Source organism: Mucilaginibacter sp. 3215 (genome assembly GCF_050433785.1).
GTDB lineage: Bacteria > Bacteroidota > Bacteroidia > Sphingobacteriales > Sphingobacteriaceae > Mucilaginibacter.
In genome coordinates this window covers 70,151-92,352 of sequence record NZ_JBNPWO010000019.1, presented here as the reverse complement: position 1 = coordinate 92,352, position 22,202 = coordinate 70,151, and the positions used below count along the sequence as shown (strand labels likewise).

Sequence of the window (22,202 nt, the reverse complement as noted above, 5' to 3'; positions counted from 1 at the left end):
GGTGGCATTTAACGCTCTCCGCCGGAGGTCTTACTTCAGGAACAAGTAAAAAATGCACCGAAGGTGTAAAAGATTTGCATGGCAATAGGATTATCATCAACAACTAACTTACCATGAGCAGGCTGAATAATATTGCAGAGATAATTATTTTACTTTTCGCTCATGATCTTCCGTTTGCATCCGGAAGATCATTTGAGCCGAAAAGTGTTATTTAAACGGGGATTTTATCTGAAATGCGACCTCAGCATCCAGGCCATGCCTTCGTGTGTTTCCATCAGGCCGGTAATAAAATCGCTGGTACCTGCATCACTGTACTTGCTAACAAAAGGATCGATATTACCGCGGATAAACTCGATGATGCTTTCATGGTCTTCAAGCAATTCTTTCAAAAAACCAAGGCTATCATTTTTATGATCAAGTTTTTCGGTTAAATGGGTAAGTTGTAATAATTGGGTTAAAGTAGCCGGTGCGTAGTGGCCAATTTTACGGATGCGTTCGGCAACGCTGTCCATTATTTCATCAAGCTCATTGTATTGCTGTTCAAAAAATACATGCATAGAGTGAAAATCAGGACCTTCAATGTTCCAATGTGCATTACGGGTTTTGGTGTACAGTACAAATTCGTCGGCTAATAATTTGGCTAACTGATCTGAAACGGCCTGGCGGTCTGCTTCATTAATTCCGATGTTTGTTTTCATGATATATGTAATTTGTGATTGCTATTTCTTATTATAACTTATTCATATTGGAGCGAATGATTACACATGCTGAACTGTGTTTTTACTGGGCCAATATAACGTAAATGCGGTTACCCCAAAGTAAAAAATAAACGGTGCATGATGATCATGGTATGTGTATGACAAATCCCAACCAATAGATGACAGTACAAGCGTGATAAACACCATCGCCCCGCAGATTATGACTTTCATGATATGTAGTTTTTTTGGAAGTGTCATCATACAATTTAATCAGTAACACATTTACAACTGCATCAAATTAGTAAAGCGGGCAACAACAATCATCAGTGCTCTTTTCAGGTAGAGATCTGTCAGGACAGGATCATTTCAATATGGTCGATACCATCTTCATCATAAATTTCACCATCAATTTTAAAGCCCGACTGTTCATAAAACTTGATAGCGTAGTACTGTGCCCCTATCCGGATAGGCACATCTCCATAGATCTTTTTAGTTTGATCGATAGCGGCCTGGGTTAGTATTTTACCTACACCTGTACCGCGTACTTTTTTGCTGCTAACTATACGCCCAATTGATGCTTCGGCATATGATTTACCCGCGGGTACAATACGGGCATAAGCCACCAGGTCCTGATCATCATCAAACAATAACAGATGGTGGCAAGCGTAGTCTTTATCATCGGTGTCTAAAAACACACAATTTTGTTCAACTACAAATACCTCGCTCCTGAGCTTTAGTAATTGGTACAGTTCGGTAACGGTTAAATCATTAAAAGCTTTGCAAATTTGAGTGTAGTTCATGGTGTTCGATTTTTCTCTCGCAAAGCGCAAAGTCTTTTTGCCGATTTGCTTGTGTGGCTAAAGTAAATATTTCTGAGAAAAGCAGAAAGCATCGCCAGTTACTTAAAAAAAGTCATACCGAACTTGTTTTGGGAATGCGCAGAACAAGCCATCTGTTAAACATCCATCAACTTAGCATGTGGGCGCCTAAATAAAAGTGATGCCCAGTTGCTATGTAAATTATCACTTGTAATAAAGAGGCATTACCTTGTCCCGTGGAAATCACATTTTTTTCAACAATCCCTTATTCCAACCTGGTAAAAAATTATTTTCGCAGCCTGATAAATTAATCATTCTATTACCCAACATGTCTGCATCTCATTCCCTGTCGCCGGTACAGGCCGATCTTGTACGAATTGTTTCAAAATATGTATTGCTTGAAGAAAGCCGGAGAAATTTAAAAGGCCGCTGCCCATTTCATAAAGACCAGGCTACATCATTGATGGTATCGCCTGAAAAAAATATATTTCAATGCTTTGGCTGCGGTAAAGGCGGCGGCCCTGTTGAATTTGTAATGGCCATTGAACACAAAACCCGCGAAGAGGCAATTCAAATGATTGCGGGAAGTAATTAAGTTTTACAAAAGCGGATCAGGCTTACCCGATTTGCTTTTTTCGTACTAAAGCTTTTTCTTTAAAATCAAAAACAAAGCCGGTGATAAAGTTTATTTGTGCTACGAACTAACCGACCAATAGCCTGTTTGATATTTTTTTAGAGCTTTTATTTACAATTCTATTATTACCTTAACCAATAAATGCGTGAAGACAGTTTTTTGGTTAGCTCTTGGCAACGAAATGTACAATAAACCAATGAAAACGACTCTTTTGTTTCCTTTAACCATTTTACTGCTATTCTCCTGCTCCGGGCAATCTCATAAACGATCTAATATAGATGAATTTTACACAGCAAAAGGAGAATGGGATTCAGCCAGGTTACCATTCATTAAACCTTATGAAGCAATAATTGTAACTAAAGAATCAGGATGGGGAATGAACCTGGAAGGCATAGATGGGGATACAGGCTTTTCTCACATTAAAAAAGCAAATGTTATAGATGGAGTAATTCTGGTTTATTACACTAATTCAATTCTTCATGGAAATTATGTTAAAGAAGGGTGGTATGTTGTGGTTCCAGCAAAGAAAATAGAGCGGGGCTTTTCAACCCATAAGAAATATCTAAAATATTTAGAAAGCATTCACATTTCAGCAGAACCAATTCTTTATGATATTGAATCTATTGCTGATTACTACGAATATCATGATATCATAGATTGGAAAAAGATTCATTAATTTCTACGCCGTTGTTAGTGTTCGGAAGAAGAGATTTGGGTTGGAGATACTGGTTAAAAAGTCATGTAAAGAAAAGGCGAGACAATCTCGTAGCTGTACAAATTGGACATGCATTGGCTATGGGATTGCCACGCTATACTCACAACGAGTTTTTGTATCGTAAAACGGCAAACATCAATACAGCTTTTTAACCGCCTTCATCCATTCCCGGGCAATGAGCTCATGCCCGGCGGGCATGGGATGAACACCATCCCAGATCCAATGTTCAGCTTTGGCCTTTTGTAAAGCTTTATTAAAAACTTCCTGCAAAGGCACAAAAATGGCGTTAAATTTTGACGCAAGTGATTTAACTATAACCTGTCGCTTTTGAACTTCAGTTGTCCATAGCTCCGGGTTCTTGCCTACCATACCAACGGGTAAAATAAAAGGCTCTAACATAATCAGCTTAACATTGGGTAACGCAGCTTTAGTTTGTGTTAATAGCCTATCATAAGCATTACTGAAATCTTCGGCGGTTGCTTTATCGCCCTGCATTATTGCCCTATGCACATCGTTAATGCCTATCAATACGCTTAGTATATCTGGCTTAATATCCAATGTATCTTTTTGCCAGCGGGCAGCGAGGTCATTTACGGTGTTACCGCTTATTCCCCGGTTAAAAAACTGGTAATCACGGCCGGGATAATCAAAATTAATCCGGGCAGTTATCAAATAAGCATAGCCCTGACCGTAAACATGGTTCCAGTCTTTATCATAACTGCGGCCGCCGTCGGTTATCGAATCGCCCTGGAAAAGAAAAGTTTTTCCAATGTCATCATCTGGCAAATAATCATCATTCTTTGCTGATGCTGACACCAATCCCGGTGCTGCCATTGCTGATGCGCCCGCCAGCGATGCTTTCTTTAAAAAATCTCTCCTACTGTTGCTCATATGCTCCTTACTAATTGATATGATTTGCCTTTTTTTGTATTGATCACCAACTCATACCCCTCTTTTACTTTAATAGGAGTAGCACTTAAACCTTTAACTGTCAGTTTAGATTTAGATATAATATGGCAGGTGCCGCCTGTTTTTGATAACACTTGGGCGGTCACAACCTTGCCCGCTGCCCATTTCATGTCAACTACAAATGCGCCTCTTGCTACCAAACCTTTAATTTCACCATTGGCCCAGGCATCGGGCAATGCAGGTAGCAGGTGTACATTACCATCCTGGCTTTGCAGCAGCATTTCGGCCAAACCAGAGGTGCCACCAAAATTTCCATCAATCTGGAACGGAGGGTGGGCATCAAACATATTGGGATAGAGGCCCCCACCCTCGCTGTAGTTGTATCCACTTTCGCCGGTTAAGCGCAGCAGATCGCGGTAAAGTTTGTAGGCATGGTTGCCATCTCTCAACCGGGCCCAAAGGTTTACTTTCCAGGCCAGGCTCCATCCGGTACTTTCATCGCCGCGTAACTCTAACGAACGTTTTGCCGCCGCTGCCAGCTCCAGGTTTGCAGCTACAGAAATTTCATTAGCCGGATAAACGGAATATAAATGCGACACGTGACGGTGATGCGGATCTGGCGATTCCTGGTCTTTGTACCACTCCTGCAACTGGCCTTTGCTGCCAATCTGATATGGGATCAGTTTAGCTTTTTTGGCGATAAGTGAATCCCTGAAAGTGGCATCAACGCCCAGTACTTTGGTTGCAGCTATCAGGTTATCAAACAGATCACGAATGATGCCCATATCCATTGTAGTAGAAACAGAAACATCCGATACCTTACCATCTGCATAAATAAAATCATTCTCGGGCGACATCGACGGTGCAGTTACCAAATGTCCCTGACCATCGGGTACCAGCCAATCAAAAGTAAATTCGGCCGCGCCTTTCATTAAAGGGTAAGCTGTATTTTTCAAAAACGCTTTATCGCCGGTATATAAATAGTGCTCCCAAAGGTGACGGGTTAGCCAGTCGCCACCCATTGCCCAGTTTGCCCATTTAGGATCGCCATGACCAAGGTCGCCTACGGGGTTAGCCAACGCCCAGATATCTGTATTATGGTGGGTTACCCAGCCTTTAGCATGGTAGAAATCTTTAGCAACACCAGCGCCCGTTTCCGATAATCCTTTGATCAACTCGAATAAAGGCTGGTGCATTTCAGACAGGTTACAGTCCTCGGCCATCCAATAGTTCATTTGCACGTTGATGTTGCTGGTATAGTTTGAGCTCCATGGTGCACGTAATTCTTTATTCCAGATGCCCTGAAGGTTAGCAGGAACGCCCGGTGTTCTTGAGCTGCTTATTAACAGATAACGGCCGTATTGAAAATATAAAGCTTCAATACCTGGGTCAGCACCCTGATTTTTGTTGTAAAGTGCAAGCCTTTCATCGGTCGGCAATCCGGCATGACTGCCTTTATTATCATTAAGCTTGAGGTTTACCCTGTTAAAAAAACGGTGATAGTCGGCAAGGTGGGCGGTAAGTAACTGTGCGTAAGGCTTGGCAGCAGCTTTATCAAGATTTTTGGCCGCAACCTTTTCGTCGCCATCAGGGCACTGATTATAGGCTTTAAAACTGGTAGCTGCGGTAACATACAATGTTAAACTTGATGCCCCTTTTACAGTGATCCCGCTTGTATCAGCAGTTATTTTACCATCACTGCTTACTGCCTTTGCCAGCACCTCGTACCGCATGCCCCTACACTTATCATCATCGGCATAAACTATTGGATTTTTTGAATCAACATAACTGGGCTCAACATGTGCCGGAGCTTTGCCGCTTAGCTGTAATACATTTTTACTCAGCACCTCTTTTTGGAAATGAAGCTGGCTACTTGTATTTATTTTAAGATTTAACTGTTTAGCCTTATCGGCCGTAAACCGGATAACAATTACCTTATCAGGTGCCGAAGCAAAAATTTCGCGCTTATAGTTTACGCCGCCAACAGTATATTTTGTTGTGGCAACGGCGTTACCGATATTCAGATCGCGGTAATAGCTGGTGCTGTTACCACCGTTATATGATTGGTTGATATGCAGATTGGCCATGGGCAGAAAGCTTTCGGAGTATAATCCCTGCATCTTTTGCGTTAGCTCATGCGCCTTTTGATATTCCCCTTTAAACAACGCTTCCCTTACCTGGGCCAGGTATTGAAATGCCCCTGGATTTACATTTTGCTTCACCGGCCCGCCCGACCATAATGTTGATTCATTGAGTTGCAGCAATTCATCATCAACACCACCAAAAATCATGGCTCCTAACCTGCCGTTGCCGATAGGTAAAGCTTCTGTCCACGCTTTTGCGGGTTTTTTATACCATAAAGTATTGTTCTGCGCGTTTGCGTTGGGCGCAATTAATTGCATGCATAGCGGTAAAACTACAAACAGGAGTGTTGTTTTCAGGCCTTGGTTCATAAAATTGGTTAAAATTGTTTTTACAAGTATAACAATGCAACAGCCATAAAAAATAATGCTTATTGGCATTTTAATATACAAAAACGGGTTACGGCATACAAAAAAACCCGCCTTGCGGGCGGGTCTTCCTTAGTAAGTAGTCAGTCAATCAGTTATAGTGTATTATCTTCTTTCGTTATAAACCTGGAACTCGGCTATTGATACCTGGTGTTCGGCTTTATCTATCGAGATCCGAACCTTGCCGGCCCATACCCTGTCAAAACGGTGAACTTTAATCTTGTTAGCGTTTTCGCCCTCAAACAAGGGTTTCCAGCTTCCGTTCAGGTAATATTCCAGTCGGTAATGTGAAATATTAGGTTTTTCTTCAGCAATAACAATGGTGTTCAGTGCCTGGTCTTTCTTAAAATCTATCTCGTACCATGGATTTTTAACTGTTGGGTTTGACACCCATGAGCTATGAAAATCATCATCGTTAGCAAAATCCATAATAGCCGAATCATCGCTCCAGCTTGCGCTTGCCGGCTGATTTTTTGCAATGTTTGACGAAATAATCGGCGCATCCAACGTAGAAAGCTTAGCTACCGGGCCTTCGTTTTTCCAAAGCTTACCGATCTCTTTAAGTGCGGCAAGGGCGTTATCGTCAAATAAACCATCGCGGTTTGGTGCTACGTTCAGGATAAAATTACAGTCGACATTGTTCAATGGTTTCAGGATATCGTTAACCAGTTTAGCAGGCTGCTTAACCGGTGTTGTTGGGTGGCTTGTTTCCCAAAACCAGTTGGCCTGCAACGGTAAACAGGCAATAGCCGGCATCCGGTTATCTTTGGTAGATACACGCTGACCTGCACCCATTTCATAAGTTTTGATATCGGTATAATACATGCCCTCGGCGGGGTATTTGGCTCCGTTAAGGTCCATTACGAGGCAGTTTGGCTGTAATGATTTTACCAGTGTGTAGATCTCTTCAAACGGAACATCATCATACGAGATCCTGGACCATGGGGCATCCCATCCGTCAATGATCAATGCAGAAACCTCGCCGTATTTGGTCATCAGTTCTGTGATCTGTGCTTTTACCATTTCAATATGCTTTGGCGTGATCATGTTTGGCCTTAACCTGTGATGGGTATCCAGAATAGAATAATACAGGAACACTTTTAAACCGTTAGCCCTGAACGCATCGGCATATTCTTTAACCACATCCTTTTTCAGCGGACTGTTCATTACGTTATAATCGGTTGTTTTGGTATCCCAGATACAAAAACCGCTGTGATGTTTGGTAGTGATACAACCGTAAGTCATGTTGGCCGATTTTGCCGCCTTTGCCCATTGATCGCAATTGAGTTTTTTTGGATTGAAGATGGTTGGCAATGCTTCCGGATCGGCCCAGTCCTGATCCATATAGGTTGGGATGTTAAAGTGGATAAACATGCCAAAACGCAGGTCGACAAATTCCTGCTGAAGCTGGGCAAGCGGTTTTACAGGCTGCTGCGCTGTTTGTGCTTTTAGTGAGAGTGAAGCCGCACAAAAGGCTGCTAAGCATATAGCTCTTAATTTAAACATGATTGGGTTGTTGGTTAAATTGATAAAACGTTTTAACAATCGCAATATCACATTTAAATTTAATGTTTAGATTATCGAAAATTGACATTACATTCAGCTTATTTGGCGTGGCGAGGATAAAAACATATGCCGCCGCTCGGCTCCAGCCGAGTGGCAACTATTTTGCGGCCTCTGGCCGCCGTGTTTAAACTTACGTTTGTTTGCAACGAGCGCTTAAAATGATTTGGCGATTGTATCGCCCGGTTGCGTTACAAACGCAAGACCATATTAAGCACTCATTATAAATGAGCGCAGGAGTGAGCAAGAAATAAACGCTTGTATTATTTGCGGCGGCCGGAGGCCGCGTGATAGTTGCCACTCGGCTGGAGCCGAGCGGCGGCAGGTTGTTTCACTAAAACAAATCCGGATAATCCGTAATCACACCATCAACACCTAAACTTTTGAGTTGTTCTATTTCCTTTTTGGTATTTACAGTCCATGGTAGTACTTTAATCTTTGCATCATGGCATTTCTTTACCAGGTTGGCATCAACCAGTTTATAGTCCGGGCTGTAGATGAATGGGGTAAAGCCCAAATCGGCCATATTATCTTCAAACGTTTTTTTGTTTTCGATAAGATAGGAAGTACGTACATCAGGATATTTTTTGTGGATGATCTGTAGCGTACGTTTATCAAACGACTGGATCACCACGTAGGGCAGTATTTTCTTTTCGATCAGGACGGCCATTAATTTTTCCACAAACTCATCAGGACCAGGGTTATAAATACCGTCGCCGGCCGGGGAGCATTTAGTTTCGATGTTGTAGAATGCCGATTTTTTATGATTAACCTTAATATAATCCTGCACCGAATCAATCAATTCGGATAACAGGGGCATATAGGTTTTTAACTTCTGCTGGCGCGGAAATTTGCTGTAGGGTTTTGAGCCTACATCATACTTTTTCAGGTCCTCATATTTCATTTTATAGAGGATCAGGTTTTTCGCATCTTCCTTGCTGATCTCCTTACCATCAGGAGTAAGCGAAAACAGCGGGTTGACATATTCGTCATGCGATAAAACCACCTGCCCATCAGCCGTAATGTGCGTATCCATCTCCAGCGTGGTAACAACACCAAGATCGATGGCGTTTTTCATAGCAGGAATGGTATTTTCGGGCCTCAGTCCCCTGCCGCCGCGATGCGCTTCGGCACTGAATGAGGGGAAATCTGCATTTTTTAATTCCATGTTTTTAACAACAGTAAAGCCTGATAACAAGATAAGGCTTATTCCGCCAACAATGTTTATTTTATTTCGCATCTAATTCGCTTGAATATTTATTCCCAAATCGATCTGTAGCTTCAACCCTAACCTTTTTAACCGACGGCTCAAAATACGCCACAAACAAATGCCCTGTCTCATGAGGCTCAACAAAATGGCGGCCTGCCGGCAACTGATCACCTTTATACAAACTTACCGATAAGGGATCATATCCCTGCTCTTTTGATAAAACTCCCATTGGTTTGTCGTCTAAATAATACACAACTCTCCACTGCGGATCATAATTCCAAACGTTGGCAATGAGGCGCATCTGGTTGGTCAGTTTTTCGGCATAAACACTGATCTGATTTTCGGCCGGTAAACCTGTGGATTTATAGTACCATTTTAATTCGGTGCCGTTTACTGAGTACACGCCATAACCGCGCGGGGTACCATCAACGCAGATTGGCCCTGTCCACCAGCCGCCGCATACGGTGCCGTGGTTATGCTCAAAGATGCCATTGGTGATATTGTTGTCATGGTAATGCGTATGGCCCGACATGATATGTACATTGGTAAAGCCTTCCAGCACTTTATAAAAATCCTGATTGTTTTTCACCTGGTTATAAACCGGGATATGCAGGTTGATGATCAGCAATTGATCTTTCTTAACGTATTGCAGATCTTTCGCCAGCCAGTTTAGCTGATCTTCCGTGATATAGCCATCGTACTCGCGTTCAACGCCCAGGTACCGAACGTTATCCAATACTGCATAATGTGCTTTACCACGGTTAAAGGAATAATAAGTTGGCCCATAGATCTGCTTAAAAGTAACATCCGAGGTTTCATCCCCTCCCATGCGGTAATCCATGTCGTGATTACCTATCGCCTGGAAAAACGGGATGCCCATTTGAGCAACAGCTTCATTATAGGCCGGGAAAAGCTCATGGTTATCCCAAACAATATCACCTACGCAAATGCCATGCACCAACGCGTTTTTCCCCAATGATTTTATGGTAGCAATAGTGTCGGGAACCGAGGTATCCATCATTTGTTTCACATCCTTTTTGTTTTTCACCTGCGGATCGGCCCAGATAATGAAATGGTGATTATAATCATCAACTTTTAACGGCTCCAGCTTAAAATCAAAATGCGAACTGCCGCCTATGTTTTCGTAATGTTTGGCTACGTTATAGTCTGTTTTAAACTCGTACCCCGATGGCGTGCTCATGAAAATGCTTTTGGCTTTTTCATTGGGAGTAAGCTCGTAATAGCCTTTATCATCGGTAATCACTACCGAAAAACCGTCGGATATTACTGCTCCTTTAATTCCTTTTTTGCCTGCGGTAACACGACCTTTAACGATATCCCCTTTTAATATTTGAGTAAGTGCATTGGCACGCAGCGAGATGAACGCGCCGCCGGTTATAAGGCCTACGCCCTGTAAAAATGATCTTCTGTTCATTTGATGATATTTTGACCTCACCTAAATCCTCTCCAAAGGAGAGGACTTTAACAGATGAAATTGTAAAGCCCCTCTCTTTTGGAGAGGGGTTGGGGTGAGGTTTTAGTTCTGAACCGTTGTAACGCCTGTAGCTGTTTCAATGGTGCTGATTGGCGACGTCAATGTTAACGGAATGCTGGTCACTGTCCTGCCGGTTACCCACCTGCCGGTAAGTGCATCGTAAACGCCACCCAACTGGCTAAATAGGCCATCAGTTGGCAAGGTGAGCTTTGAGGTATTGGTACCACCGCCATAAAAGCCCTGGCCTGTACGGGTTACCGGGTTAATGGTACTATAGTAATCAGTATTGGTAATACGGTAACCAATTTCCGGCGGGCCAGCAGAGTACACGGTACCACCGCCACCATACATGATCACGTCCAGAGGGACACTTGAAGCCGTAACAGTTGTGCCGCTGAATACCGCTATACCCGCAACGTTACCACTGTTAGCTAACAGGTTAGTAGTTACGTTACCAAAATCAGCACCCGGTATTTCGGCATACATCGTGCTGTTGATCCAGTTTGATGAACTGATATCGGTTGAGCCTTTGCCCCAGATATTTTTGTTACCACCTACATAAAAGAACTGGCCTTTTTTAACTGTGCCCGATGTAAGGTTAAACTTGTAAGTTTTTGCCAAACCTTGCGCCCAGCCATTGGCAGGTGCCGGGTTGGTACCCGCGTTATTACAGGTTACCACGGCATAATTTGTTACCGAAAAATCGATATCCTTAGTTGCCTTGAACTGAATATATTCATAATTACCATCGCTGCCCGAAGGATTTGTAAGGTATCCGGTTATAATAATCGGCGATGGCTTGGTTGCCGCAAGTGTAAACACATCATCAATAGTACGCGGCCAAAGCTGCAACCTGGTATCCGTACCAGATGTTACCGCAAACGGGATACCTGTAAAATTAGCGCTGAACGGCAATTCGGTACTTGCGAAAGCAGCGTTTGCCTCTGTATGCATGGTTATTTTGCCAAAACCATCATTAAGTGTTTTATCACCCGCGTAGGTTTCGCCCTGCTGCGGCTCCGGATCAGTAACCGCTTTGGCTATAGTAACCAGCGTGCCTTCATAAACGTCCGGCGAAGCCAGTAAAGTAGCTGACGGAACAGATTGTACTTTGATAGGTCTGTTATCGGCAACTTTACTTACTGATGTTTCAGTAAGACCTTTAACACGCATACTGCCATTTACTTTGGTAAGTGTAGCGCCATCAACTTGCACTATTACCGAATCGCCCGGAACATAATTTGTAGCTGCGCTGCCTATTTCAAGAGAAATACCTCGTACAGCATTGCGGCGGTTATTTTGTACCACCAATACGCCGGCCGGACTGTTACCTGCCGCCGCATTTGATATTACTACACCCACTATTTCCTTAGCCCCACCCATGTTGTTGCTGTTCAGCACAACATCCGAGCCTTTGTAAATAGCGCGAAGGTCAACAACTGCTATGATGGGGCTTAATGTACCTTCGGCATAGTTATTCTTTTTACATGAACTTATACCGGCGGCCATTGCAAGCACCAGTAATAAATATACTTTTTTCATTTTATGGATCTCTTAGTTTAAAACCGGGTTATTATTGTTTTTGCCACCACACCTGTGTGCTTATCTCATCGGCACCCTGTGCAGCTACCGCAGCCTTGTAACTATCAGGATTGGCCGATTGTACATAAACCGGGTATTGCAGCCTGGCCGGCATAATACCGTTGTTCTTTAAACCATTACCTTTCGGCAATACCGGGTGGCCGGTACGGCGATATTCAAACCATTGCTCAAAATCAGTGTAAAACATGGAGTAGTATTTCTGAACATGGATCATCTCCATTTTTTCATCAAGCGGAGCAGCATTATCCCACGTAATATCAGCGCCTGCTAAATAGGTATCAATAGGTACTGTATATGTCGGGATCCAGAAAGTGATGCCAGCCTGAACACCGTTTTTATAATAAGTAGCAGCATCGCCGGCTATCCAGCCCTTGGCAGCGGCTTCGGCAAGGATAAATTGCAACTCCGAATAGTTCATGATGTTACCCATCAACGGATCGTTCATTAAGGTAGTTGTTGATGTGGTAGATTGGAAATATGATTTGATACCAACATTTTCACCTGGGGCATAACCACTTGGAATCCCCTGTATGCCACCCTGGTAACTTGATATCGACCAGCGGTTGTTAACCAGCCTCGGATCGGCCCATTTAGCCAGGTTGTTTACAAAAAACTCGCAAATACCGGGTTGCCGCCAGTCCTGTTCGCGTACTCCCCCAATAAATGGAGATGTCAAGGCACCGGAGCCTGTCCACCGCAAAACTGCCGAATCATCATTGCTGCCCATAATGGGGTAAGCATCCGGATTGGTATCAACAATTTGTTTGATCTTGGCGATCACATCAGCCGAAACATCAGCCTTACCAGATACCCTTAACAACAGCCTTAAATAAAGCGAGTTACCAAACTTGCGCCATTTTAAAGCATTGCCGTTAAATACCGGATCACTGCCGGCAACTACGTTTGCTGAAGCATTAAGCAGGGTATCTGCTGCTTCCAGGTTTTTAAAAATATCCAGGTAAATATCTTTCTGCTTATCAAACTTAGGCGTAAAATTTCCGTCCTTTCCTTTATTTGAATCAAAGTAAGGTACATCGCCATAAGTATCAGTAAGTAATGAATACAACCATGACTGGCATATCAACGAGATCCCCATATAAGTTTTGTTGTAGGTAACCTCCTTGCTGGCAATAGTATAAATATCTTTAAAGTTAGTTAACTGGGTATACCATGCATTCCAGGTGACATCAGCCCAGGTACGTTTAATGTCATACCTGAACACCCTACCCTCCGAGTCGCCTGCATCAACTGTAACCTGCATCAGCTCGTTATTAAAATTACGGGCACGAAGCATATTAGTACCCAATGTATTCACCAATGCCGGGGCCAGCAATTGCTGCGGCAAGGCATTAGGCGTACCGTTGGGATCGGTATTAAGTGCAATAAAATCCTTTTTACATGACGACATTATGCTAACGAACAACATCATCATTGATATAAGTATATATCCGTTCCTTTTCATATTGTTAATTATTAAATGCCAATAACTATGTTAAAACCAAATGTGCGGGTTGATGGAAACTGCGCCACTTCAAATCCCTGCACAATGTCGGTACCCGAAAGCGTACCAAATTCAGGATCGAAGATTGGCCATTTAGTCCAGATGTATAGGTCACGACCATATACACCTACCGTAGCACGCGTTAATCCAAGGCGTTTAACTAAACGAGGGCTCAATGAATAATCAAACCTTGCTTCGCGGAATTTCAGGAAGTTGGTTGAAAACGTATTACCTTCGGCATTATCAATACCATAGTGTGAGCGGTAGTAACCGTCAACATCTGTTGCAATAACATCGTTCGGTCTGTAACTGCCGTCCGGGTTTTGGATAACGCCTTTGCCTATGATACCGTTGTACCTGCCCGGTAAGGTAAGTGTTGTTTTACCCTGCTCGGCCAGTTTATAGTTTGACAGCGAGTATGATACACCGCCAACCTGGGCATCAAATAACAGGTGCAGGTTAAATTGCTTGTACCTGAAATCGTGCCCCATACTTGCTTTCCATTTAGGGATAGTATTGCCCAAATAAACCAGGTTATCAGCTAATTTGGCAAAACCTGTTGAAGCATCATAAACGATCTGCCCATCAGGCGAGCGCAAATAACCGCGACCGTACATATCGCCCATACTGCCGCCTACACGGGCAACAATCTGGCCACCGCCGGTAGGGCCATTCCGCAACACAACCGCGCTATCGGCAAGCTGTTCAATGGTGTTTTTATTGGCGCTGAAGGTTGCAGTAACATTCCAGCTAAACACGTTGGCTTTGCGTATAGGCGTTCCGTTCAATGTAATTTCGATGCCTTTGTTGTTTACCTTACCTACGTTGATAACTGCCTGGCTGTAGCCGGATGATTGATCTACAGTACGGCTAAGGATCTGGTTTTTAGTGTTACCCGTATATAAAGCTATATCAAAACCTAAGCGATTGCTGAACATCCTGGTTTCGGCACCAACTTCAAGCGTTGTGGTACGCAAAGGTTTCAAATCGGGGTTGGATAGCGTACGCGGATTTTGTAAACCGCCTGCATAAGTACTACCTGCCGATACATAGTTAAATGAAGTTTGATAAGGATTTGTTGTACCGCTACCAACACCTGCAAGCGATGCCCTCACTTTTGCATAGTCAATAAATTTAGGCAACTTGAATGCTTCAGATGGCAAAAAGCTCAGGCTTGCCGATGGATAGAAGAAACCAACCTGATCGGTACGGTTCGCAGTAGCCAGCGTGCTGATCCAGTCCTGGCGGGCTGTTAAATCTACATACAAGTAATCTTTAAAAGATGTAGACAACAAGCCATAAAAGCTATTGATAGCATATTTTGACTTGTATGGCAACGTAACCAGCGGACCAGCATTGTTAGCCATCGAATACACGCCCGGATATACCAGCGAGTCGGCACGTACCTCATCGCGGTTATAATTGTTGCGGAGCATGCTACCACCTGCCGTAGCGGTGATGTTAACATCGTGTGTTATTTTCTTGTTGTATTTCAACAGGAAATCGGCACCCTGCTCTTCCGAATAGATGTTTTGTGTACGGTACGAGCCTTTCGGGTATTTACTTCCGGCATCATATGGACGCTGCTGTGCGCGCTGCTCATAGCCCATGTCTAAAGTAGCACGAACCTGTACGCTAAACTCTTTTGTGACATTATAAAGTGCCTCTACGTTTCCTGTAACCGAGTTACGGTTTGACTTGTTGATAAACTCATTTGATACTGCGTAGGGGTTTTCAGGGAACGAACTGAAAGGATAAAATATGGCTTTACCATCCTGTCCGTTTTTCCAGTAGTTCTTCAACCAGTTTAAATTGGCGTTGGGCTGCCAGAAAATAAACCAGTACATCAGTGACTGGTTACCATAGCCCGCCCCCGGTAAGTTATCACTGTTTCTGTTGTTGTAGTTTACTTTTGCGTTGATGGTCAACTTATCATTGATCTTTGAATTTACCGATAAAGCGACGCTGTTACGGGTATATCCTGTGTTAGGTGTTATCCAGTGATTGGTAACGTTGGTTGCCGAGAAACGGGCGGTTGTTTTATCGCTGCCGCCGTCAACACTTACCGAGTTGGTGAAAGTTTGGCCAACATCAAAAAAATCACGGATCTGGTTTTTGTATGGCACCCATGGCGTACGTGTTGTGCTTTGTTTTTGAGTAACCGGGTCAAGCTGATAAAATAATTGCCCATCAAATTTAGGGCCGTAAGCCGAACTTGTCGAGCTGGTACTTGCACCATCAGGACCGGCACCGTACGAATAATAACGAGAACCCGCCGTACCTTGTCCGTATTCATATTGCAGATCGGGCCAGCGGTTTACACTTTCAAGACTTGCATTTGAATTAAAGGTGATACCCAAACCACTATGCTTTTTACCCGATTTTGTGGTAATGATAATAGCACCATTAGCACCACGCTGGCCGTAAAGTGCTGCAGCACCCGGGCCTTTCAATACCGTTACAGTTTCAATATCTTCAGGGTTGATATCGTTCAGGTTGCTGCCATAGTCGGCTGGCATATTGTCGCTGCTGGTACCATAGGCCGATTCGCCGGAGTTGCTTGTGCGCCTGCCGCTGCCCTGGTTAATTACCACGCCGTCAACCACTATCAGGGCCTCGTTATCACCAGTAAGGTTGTTTTCGCCGCGGAGGATAATTTTGTTTGATCCCGCAGGGCCGCTGTTTGAACGGATGAGGTTTAAACCCGCTACTTTACCTGATAACGCATCAGTCCAGTTACCAGAAAGGGCACTCGTTAACTGATCACCTTTAATAACCGGTGCCGAATAACCCAAACTTTTATCTTCCCTTTTTATACCAAGTGCCGTTACCACAACCTCGTTAAGTTTATTATCGGACGGGCTAAGCGTGATATTTAAAACAGTGTTTGCATTTGAGCTAACACTTACATTCTGAATCCTTTTTGTTTCGTACGAGATAAAGCTTGCCTCAACCGTGTAAGTACCCGGCACAATATTTAATGTATATGAACCATCAACGCCACTGATAGCAGTGGCCCCTGTTCCCGGAACTTTCACTGTAGCACCTGGAAGTGGTTCTGATTTTTCATCAACCACTTTCCCTTTAATGCTACCCCTATCCTGTGTTTTTGCAATGATGAGGATATTACGTTCGCCTGCTGCTCTGTAAGTGCAGGTAGTTCCTTTTAAAAGCAGGTCAAGTGTTTCGCCTAAAGAGCGTTCTGCTTTTGTTACGTGTACTTTGCGTTTATCATCCAGCAAGCTGTTATTATAGCTGATAGAGATATCGCTTGATTTTTCAATTTGCTGAAAGGCATCCTTGAGCATGGTACCCTCGACACCAAACGTGATCCTTTTGTTTATTACTGTTTGAGCCTTAGCGTTTATGCCGCCAAAAGGCCATTGTAAAAAGAGCAGCATGGTTAATAACCATAACTTTTTCATATATTTACTTTAATTTATACTTGTCTAACCGTGAGTTTAAATTGTCAAAATTCTGAAGCCTGGGGTTGTTACCAGCAACGTCCAGGCTTTTTCCAATAGCCGGGTAAATACTATTTCATTATACTTCCTCCTTTTTGATTATTGTTTGAAATAAATAGCTGATCGCCTTTTTGCGTATAGCCTAATCCGGATAGTGCGCTAAGGGTTTCCATGGCATCTGTCAATGTCATCCCTCTTAATTTGGCTGTAAGCCTTACATTGCCCAAATCCTGTTCTGTAAACCGGATCTTAACGCCGTAATGATGCTCAAGCGAGGCGGCTATTTCACTGTAAGTTGTATTGTAGAAAACAAATTCGTTATTGATCCATGAACTTACTGATGATGCATCAGTGTTGTTAAAAGTGTAGATACCATTTTGGGTATTGATGCTGATCTCTTCGTTCTTTACCAGGTATTTAATCATTTGAGGTTTTCCCTGCACATTGGCCATTACCCCTACTTTACCGCTTTGCACGGTTACAGCTACTTTATGATCGGCCAGGTAGGCTTTAATATTAAATGAAGTACCCAATACCACTGTTGTGATATCGCCGCTTTTAACTACAAAAGGCTTAGCCTGATGGACCACATCAAAAAAAGCTTCGCCATTAAGCGTTACATCACGTTTTTCGCGGCTAAAGTTTTTGGCGTATCTGAGTTTGCTACCACCACCCAGATAAACTGTCGAGCTATCTGGCAGTATTATTTTTGAATGCTTGCCATCGGCATTGCTGATTTCTTCATAAACCAAAGCTTGTGATTGTTTAAAGTATCGGTATCCAAACCAACCTGTAGTACAAATAAGCAGGCAGGCAGCAGCATAAGTTATCCAGTTGAATTTAAGATTGCGTTTAATTACAGGTGTTTGAGGTTGGGTTATATGCGCATTGATTTTTGCCCAGGTGCTTTCGGCATTTTCCGGCTGTTTAAAATGAACTTTGGATGCTTCCAGGATCTGGATGGTTTCACTGAACTGGGCGAGATTTTCGGGGCTTTCCTCAATCCATTCCTGCAACTGTGTTAAGCCATCATCACTGATGGTTTTCTCAAAATATTCAACTATTAAGCGATAACTATTATCTTCCATTAAATCTGTCTCTGCAATAAAGACTGATTTTGCGTAGCCGATACGTAGCGAAAAAAGTTAAGTTTATATTAAGAAATCATTAACCCTCGGAAGTGAAATTATGCTGCCCTTTTAACAGCTGGCGGAGTTTTTTTATAGACTGGTAAAGGGTGGTTTCAACCGTACGAACGGAAATACCCAAAACCCGGGCTATTTCGTTTTTGTCGAGATTATCGATACGGCTCATGAGCAGTACCTGCCTTTGGCTGGCAGGCAAAGTATCAATAAGGTTTAGTATTTTATTGTACGATTCGCGGCCAGAAAGAATTTTAAATGGATTATCCCTATCTTTTAACATATGGCTCTGAAGGTCGATATCTTCGATAGAATGTACCGGGTCTTTCTTTTTTTGGATATGATTTAAAGAGAGATTTTTGGCAGCAACAAACAGGTAACTTTTTACATTAAGGATGGCCGTATCGCGGTTGTCCCATAGTTTAATGAAAAGATTGGCGGTGATCTCTTCGGCAACGGTATAATCTTTAGTGTACACCGTGCACAGCTGACATAAGGTTTTGTAGTAACGGTTAAAAAGAGTTTCAAGGGCAACGGGGTTGCTTTGCTGGATAAGCCCCATCAACGCTTCATCAGTAAGTGCAGGATACATGCCAAAGAGTTGTTTTGGCTCAAATGTAAGACTGCTATGTTAGCATAATGTTAAGAGAGAACAAAACATCAGAAATGGCTTTTAATATAATATAAAGCATCATTGTGAGGAACGAAACAATCCCAAACTATACAGCGCGGATCTGCTCATCGGGGATTGCTTCGTTCCTCGCAATGGCGAGCGGGATATAGCAGTTTTATTTAACCGTTTTTAAACAGCTTCCAAGAGGCTTTGGGGTAAGCAAAGGAGCTCGAACCCACGCCCCCAAGAACTACAACCCTTACAACTTTCGATACAAAGAAAGGTTCAAATGTTTTGGTTGAGGAAAAGAAGGCGGCCCGTCAGAATTCCAGCAATGGATTGAAAGCAAAAGTAACTGAACTTGTAAGGCAGTCCCGTTCAATTTTGTCATACACCCGGTTCCAGTTCATTTTTAGCTTAGCGCGCCCATTTGTATTCAATGTCCTTTATACCCAAGCAACAGGCCTTTATAAAGCTGCAATTCTCTTTTTATAGCCGCCTGCTGTTTAGCGGTAACCTTTACCACCTGGTAATACTTATCGCCCGAATATCTCAGGCTTACCTTTTTCGCGCCGGCAATTTTAACCAGCATCGGAATATTCTCATCCGGAACGCTCATATCGCACCATTCCCAGATCGAACCATCCCCGCTGTCCCTTTTAAATTCCGGGGTCAACGTGGAGTTCTCCCCGTCTGCGTTGATGATCATTTCGTTGATAAATAACCAATCATTGGAGACATACTGCGTAGCAAAGCGAAGCGTCGGGCCTGAGCTATCGTTCATAATATAAATATAAAAACCATTGATATTGACGTACCGTGGCGAACTTTGATCAGCTATTTCTATATTGCCTGTAAACTTATCCGCTTTCCTGTATGCCTTCCGGTAAAGTTTTTTAAATGTCTGGGAGTCGATTTGGATGCCACTCAATGCATCCAGGATAGGTTTATAGGGGTTTTCGTCTTTCTTCGGACTTTCGGCAACGGTGGTATCATTCCTGGTCGTATCCGTTACTAAAGAATCAGCATACTTCACATCCCCCGGAGCATTATTATTGGCTATAAGCGCGCCTCCTATGATCACCATGCCCACTACCAACAGGGCAACGAAATAACCACCGTTATTGTTTTGAGGTTCGGCCTGGCTTACCGGAATGTCCTGCCTCCGGGCAGGGGCTGTTATTTCCTGTTCAGCGGACGGCGTAAGATAATCACTGCCGCAGTAGGGACATTTTAATTTCTTTGCTGCATCCTGCACCAACGGAGCGCCACAATTCGTACACTTGGATAAGTTTTCAGGTTCCATAAATAATTTACGAGACCAATGTAATAATTCAGGCTGAAATTCCGCTTGTACAGGCAGTATTTTACAAAATCAGCGCATGCAAAAAATCTGCATCTTCAGTGCAATAACCTCTCAAAGCGATATACTATTTTCATGTTAGGATAATGCTAAGAGAAGACAAAACAACAGAAATGGCTTTAAGCGTCATTGAGAGGAACGAAGCAATCCCAAACTATACAGAGCGGATCTGCCAGCCGGGGATTGCGTCGCTCCCCGCAATGACGCCTTTTTTTGTTCTCGGACAGCTTGTGTCTCCTCAGGGTCTCTCGTAGAGGCCCTGAGGGGACGTTAACTGGCATAAGGTTTTGTAGTAACGATTAAAAAGAGTTTCAAGGGCAACGGGGTTGCTTTGCTGGATAAGCCCCATCAACGCTTCATCAGTAAGTGCAGGATACATGCCAAAGAGTTGTTTTGGCTCAAATGTAAGGCTGCTATGTTAGCATAATGTTAACAGACGACAAAACCTTTATTACCGAAAAACCTGACAATGGCTATTAAGCTATTCTATGATCAGGTTTTTTGATTGAGATGTAAGTTTTCTATAAGGATTTTCAAAAAAAAGTTTCACATAATCAGTCCCATCTACACTAAAACCCGGAGCATGCCCCCTGTTATGAATGATCAATAATTGGCTATTAGGCATATACCGTTTTATCAACCTGTTATAAAACGGCCTGCAATCGGGGTCGACGTCACCTGCCGAAATTAATGCCGGTACTGTAGAATAAACAGGCTGCTTTGCTATAGCAGGTTCAGCCTTCACCTTCCAACAATTGCATATGACATGATTTACATCATTAAACGGATACCCGGCCAACCACGGTAGTACTAAATGTTGTTGTGCTTCCAATGTAGGATCATCGTATGAAATTTGTTCTGAGCAATAAACAGAATACCGCATACCCAGTGATACACTTAAGTTGCCCGCGAAATAGCCATCAAATACCTCCTGTATATATTTATCATGACGGCCTTCAATTAAATCGATTGCTACTGCAGGTATAGTACTAACCTGCCGGGAGTTCATCCGGCCTATTATCGCATCGAGCAGTTCGTTTTTTGAATAAGTGAGGTTGGCAGTTTTATCACTCCCTTTTTCCTGATAAGCTATAGTAAACTTTCTTCCGGTGATAGAGCTGAAGTATTGATGGAATTTCATTCTTAAATCTTTATATTTTGTGTCAGAGGAATCTGTTTCGCAATTATGAAATACCTGCTCAAGCGCTTCATTGATATTAAACAAAGCGTGTTCCTCAAAATTAACATAACCCGGCAGTGGTGAATTTAAAAGCAAAGCACGAACGCCTTCAGGGTGATTCCGCACCATGGTAAGCATCAGACCGCCGCTATAGGATATGCCAACCAGGTTAAGCGAATCAACATTTAAGGCTAATCTTAAATCATTTATATCTTCAGCACTTTCAATGGTGTTAAAGGCCGATAAATCGACGCCTTGTTTTGCAAACCGGTTCCGGCAATCAGTAACGGCCTGAGATACGAGGCTATCTTTATTTTTCCCTTCCCTGTAACTGCATTTAATGGCTGCTGCTACTTCCGTACAATCAAGGCATGGTTGCGCCCGCTTTGTTCCGCGTTGATCAAAAGCAATAAAGCCACCGTAGGCCAACCAGCGGGAGTCATAACCTATGCTATCGATGTTACGTGTAGTGCTATAACCCGGTCCCCCTGTAGTGTAAAGTGAGATGTTTTTGCGTGCATCCTGATCCGGCCTGCGTACAAATAAAAACGGGATCTTCACTTTGCGCCCTGCCGGTTTACTTCTATTTTCCGGTACAACAAGGTAACCTGTTTTTAAAACAAGCCTTGGGTCTGCCTTAACCAACCCAGGGTAAGGCTCTAATACCGGTTTGTATTTCTGGCTATAAGCTTTTTGATTAAAAATCGTAGCGCAAAGTAAGATGATAAGGATTTTTTTCATGACCGTTGTTTAACTTACAAAGAAAGGGATTGGCATTACCCACA

The 22,202-nt window shown here is 43.1% G+C and carries 17 protein-coding genes; 2 read left to right on the top strand and 15 right to left on the bottom strand.

Annotated elements, in window-relative coordinates:
* Positions 1-224 precede the first annotated feature (224 nt).
* The 3 genes from ABIC84_RS23300 to ABIC84_RS23290 all read right to left on the bottom strand — a co-directional run bounded on the left by ABIC84_RS23300 (position 225) and on the right by ABIC84_RS23290 (position 1,498).
* Positions 225-698: a Dps family protein gene (locus ABIC84_RS23300; RefSeq protein WP_426586172.1), complete on the bottom strand. Its 474-nt coding sequence runs from the start codon at positions 696-698 to the stop codon at positions 225-227.
* Between the two features lie 60 nt (positions 699-758).
* Positions 759-929, bottom strand: a complete 171-nt coding sequence (locus ABIC84_RS23295) for a hypothetical protein (protein WP_426586170.1) — start codon at positions 927-929, stop codon at positions 759-761.
* Positions 930-1,048: 119 nt separating this feature from the next.
* On the bottom strand, positions 1,049-1,498 hold the full coding sequence (locus tag ABIC84_RS23290; RefSeq protein WP_426586168.1) for a GNAT family N-acetyltransferase: 450 nt from the start codon (positions 1,496-1,498) through the stop codon (positions 1,049-1,051).
* A gap of 346 nt (positions 1,499-1,844) precedes the next feature.
* On the opposite strand from ABIC84_RS23290, the gene ABIC84_RS23285 reads away from it, so the two are divergent.
* Positions 1,845-2,111, top strand: coding sequence for a CHC2 zinc finger domain-containing protein (locus ABIC84_RS23285; RefSeq protein WP_146750446.1), 267 nt, complete (start codon positions 1,845-1,847; stop codon positions 2,109-2,111).
* Between the two features lie 235 nt (positions 2,112-2,346).
* Positions 2,347-2,826, top strand: a complete 480-nt coding sequence (locus tag ABIC84_RS23280; RefSeq protein ID WP_091163405.1) for a hypothetical protein — start codon at positions 2,347-2,349, stop codon at positions 2,824-2,826.
* Between the two features lie 174 nt (positions 2,827-3,000).
* On the opposite strand, the gene ABIC84_RS23275 is transcribed toward ABIC84_RS23280, so the two are convergent.
* The 12 genes from ABIC84_RS23275 to ABIC84_RS23220 form a co-directional block, all read right to left on the bottom strand.
* Positions 3,001-3,756 carry a GDSL-type esterase/lipase family protein gene (locus tag ABIC84_RS23275; protein ID WP_426586164.1) on the bottom strand — a complete coding sequence of 252 codons (756 nt, stop codon included), beginning with the start codon at positions 3,754-3,756 and terminating at the stop codon, positions 3,001-3,003.
* Positions 3,753-6,227: a glycosyl hydrolase family 95 catalytic domain-containing protein gene (locus ABIC84_RS23270; RefSeq protein ID WP_429265111.1), complete on the bottom strand. Its 2,475-nt coding sequence runs from the start codon at positions 6,225-6,227 to the stop codon at positions 3,753-3,755. Before ABIC84_RS23270 ends, ABIC84_RS23275 begins: the two co-directional genes overlap by 4 nt.
* 162 nt (positions 6,228-6,389) lie before the next feature.
* Positions 6,390-7,790: an alpha-L-fucosidase gene (locus ABIC84_RS23265; protein ID WP_429265110.1), complete on the bottom strand. Its 1,401-nt coding sequence runs from the start codon at positions 7,788-7,790 to the stop codon at positions 6,390-6,392.
* A gap of 391 nt (positions 7,791-8,181) precedes the next feature.
* Entirely contained in the window at positions 8,182-9,015 is an 834-nt protein-coding gene (locus ABIC84_RS23260; RefSeq protein ID WP_429265109.1) for a glycerophosphodiester phosphodiesterase family protein, read from the bottom strand.
* Between the two features lie 61 nt (positions 9,016-9,076).
* Positions 9,077-10,492 (bottom strand): calcineurin-like phosphoesterase C-terminal domain-containing protein, encoded by a 1,416-nt coding sequence (locus tag ABIC84_RS23255; protein ID WP_429265108.1) that lies wholly within the window; start codon positions 10,490-10,492, stop codon positions 9,077-9,079.
* Between the two features lie 102 nt (positions 10,493-10,594).
* Entirely contained in the window at positions 10,595-12,094 is a 1,500-nt protein-coding gene (locus ABIC84_RS23250) for a DUF5689 domain-containing protein (protein ID WP_429265107.1), read from the bottom strand.
* A gap of 31 nt (positions 12,095-12,125) precedes the next feature.
* The gene (locus ABIC84_RS23245) at positions 12,126-13,616 is read right to left on the bottom strand and encodes a SusD/RagB family nutrient-binding outer membrane lipoprotein (protein ID WP_429265106.1); all 1,491 of its coding nucleotides are present in this window, start codon (positions 13,614-13,616) and stop codon (positions 12,126-12,128) included.
* An 11-nt stretch (positions 13,617-13,627) separates the two neighbouring features.
* Positions 13,628-17,080, bottom strand: coding sequence for a SusC/RagA family TonB-linked outer membrane protein (locus tag ABIC84_RS23240; protein ID WP_429265105.1), 3,453 nt, complete (start codon positions 17,078-17,080; stop codon positions 13,628-13,630).
* A gap of 110 nt (positions 17,081-17,190) precedes the next feature.
* The gene (locus ABIC84_RS23235) at positions 17,191-18,207 is read right to left on the bottom strand and encodes a FecR family protein (protein ID WP_429265104.1); all 1,017 of its coding nucleotides are present in this window, start codon (positions 18,205-18,207) and stop codon (positions 17,191-17,193) included.
* Positions 18,208-18,286: 79 nt separating this feature from the next.
* A complete protein-coding gene (locus ABIC84_RS23230) occupies positions 18,287-18,853 on the bottom strand; it encodes an RNA polymerase sigma factor (RefSeq protein WP_426586147.1) in 567 nt (188 codons plus the stop codon).
* 457 nt (positions 18,854-19,310) lie between these two features.
* On the bottom strand, positions 19,311-20,180 hold the full coding sequence (locus tag ABIC84_RS23225) for a hypothetical protein (RefSeq protein WP_429265103.1): 870 nt from the start codon (positions 20,178-20,180) through the stop codon (positions 19,311-19,313).
* A 538-nt stretch (positions 20,181-20,718) separates the two neighbouring features.
* Positions 20,719-22,158 (bottom strand): alpha/beta hydrolase, encoded by a 1,440-nt coding sequence (locus ABIC84_RS23220; RefSeq protein ID WP_429265102.1) that lies wholly within the window; start codon positions 22,156-22,158, stop codon positions 20,719-20,721.
* Positions 22,159-22,202 lie beyond the last annotated feature (44 nt).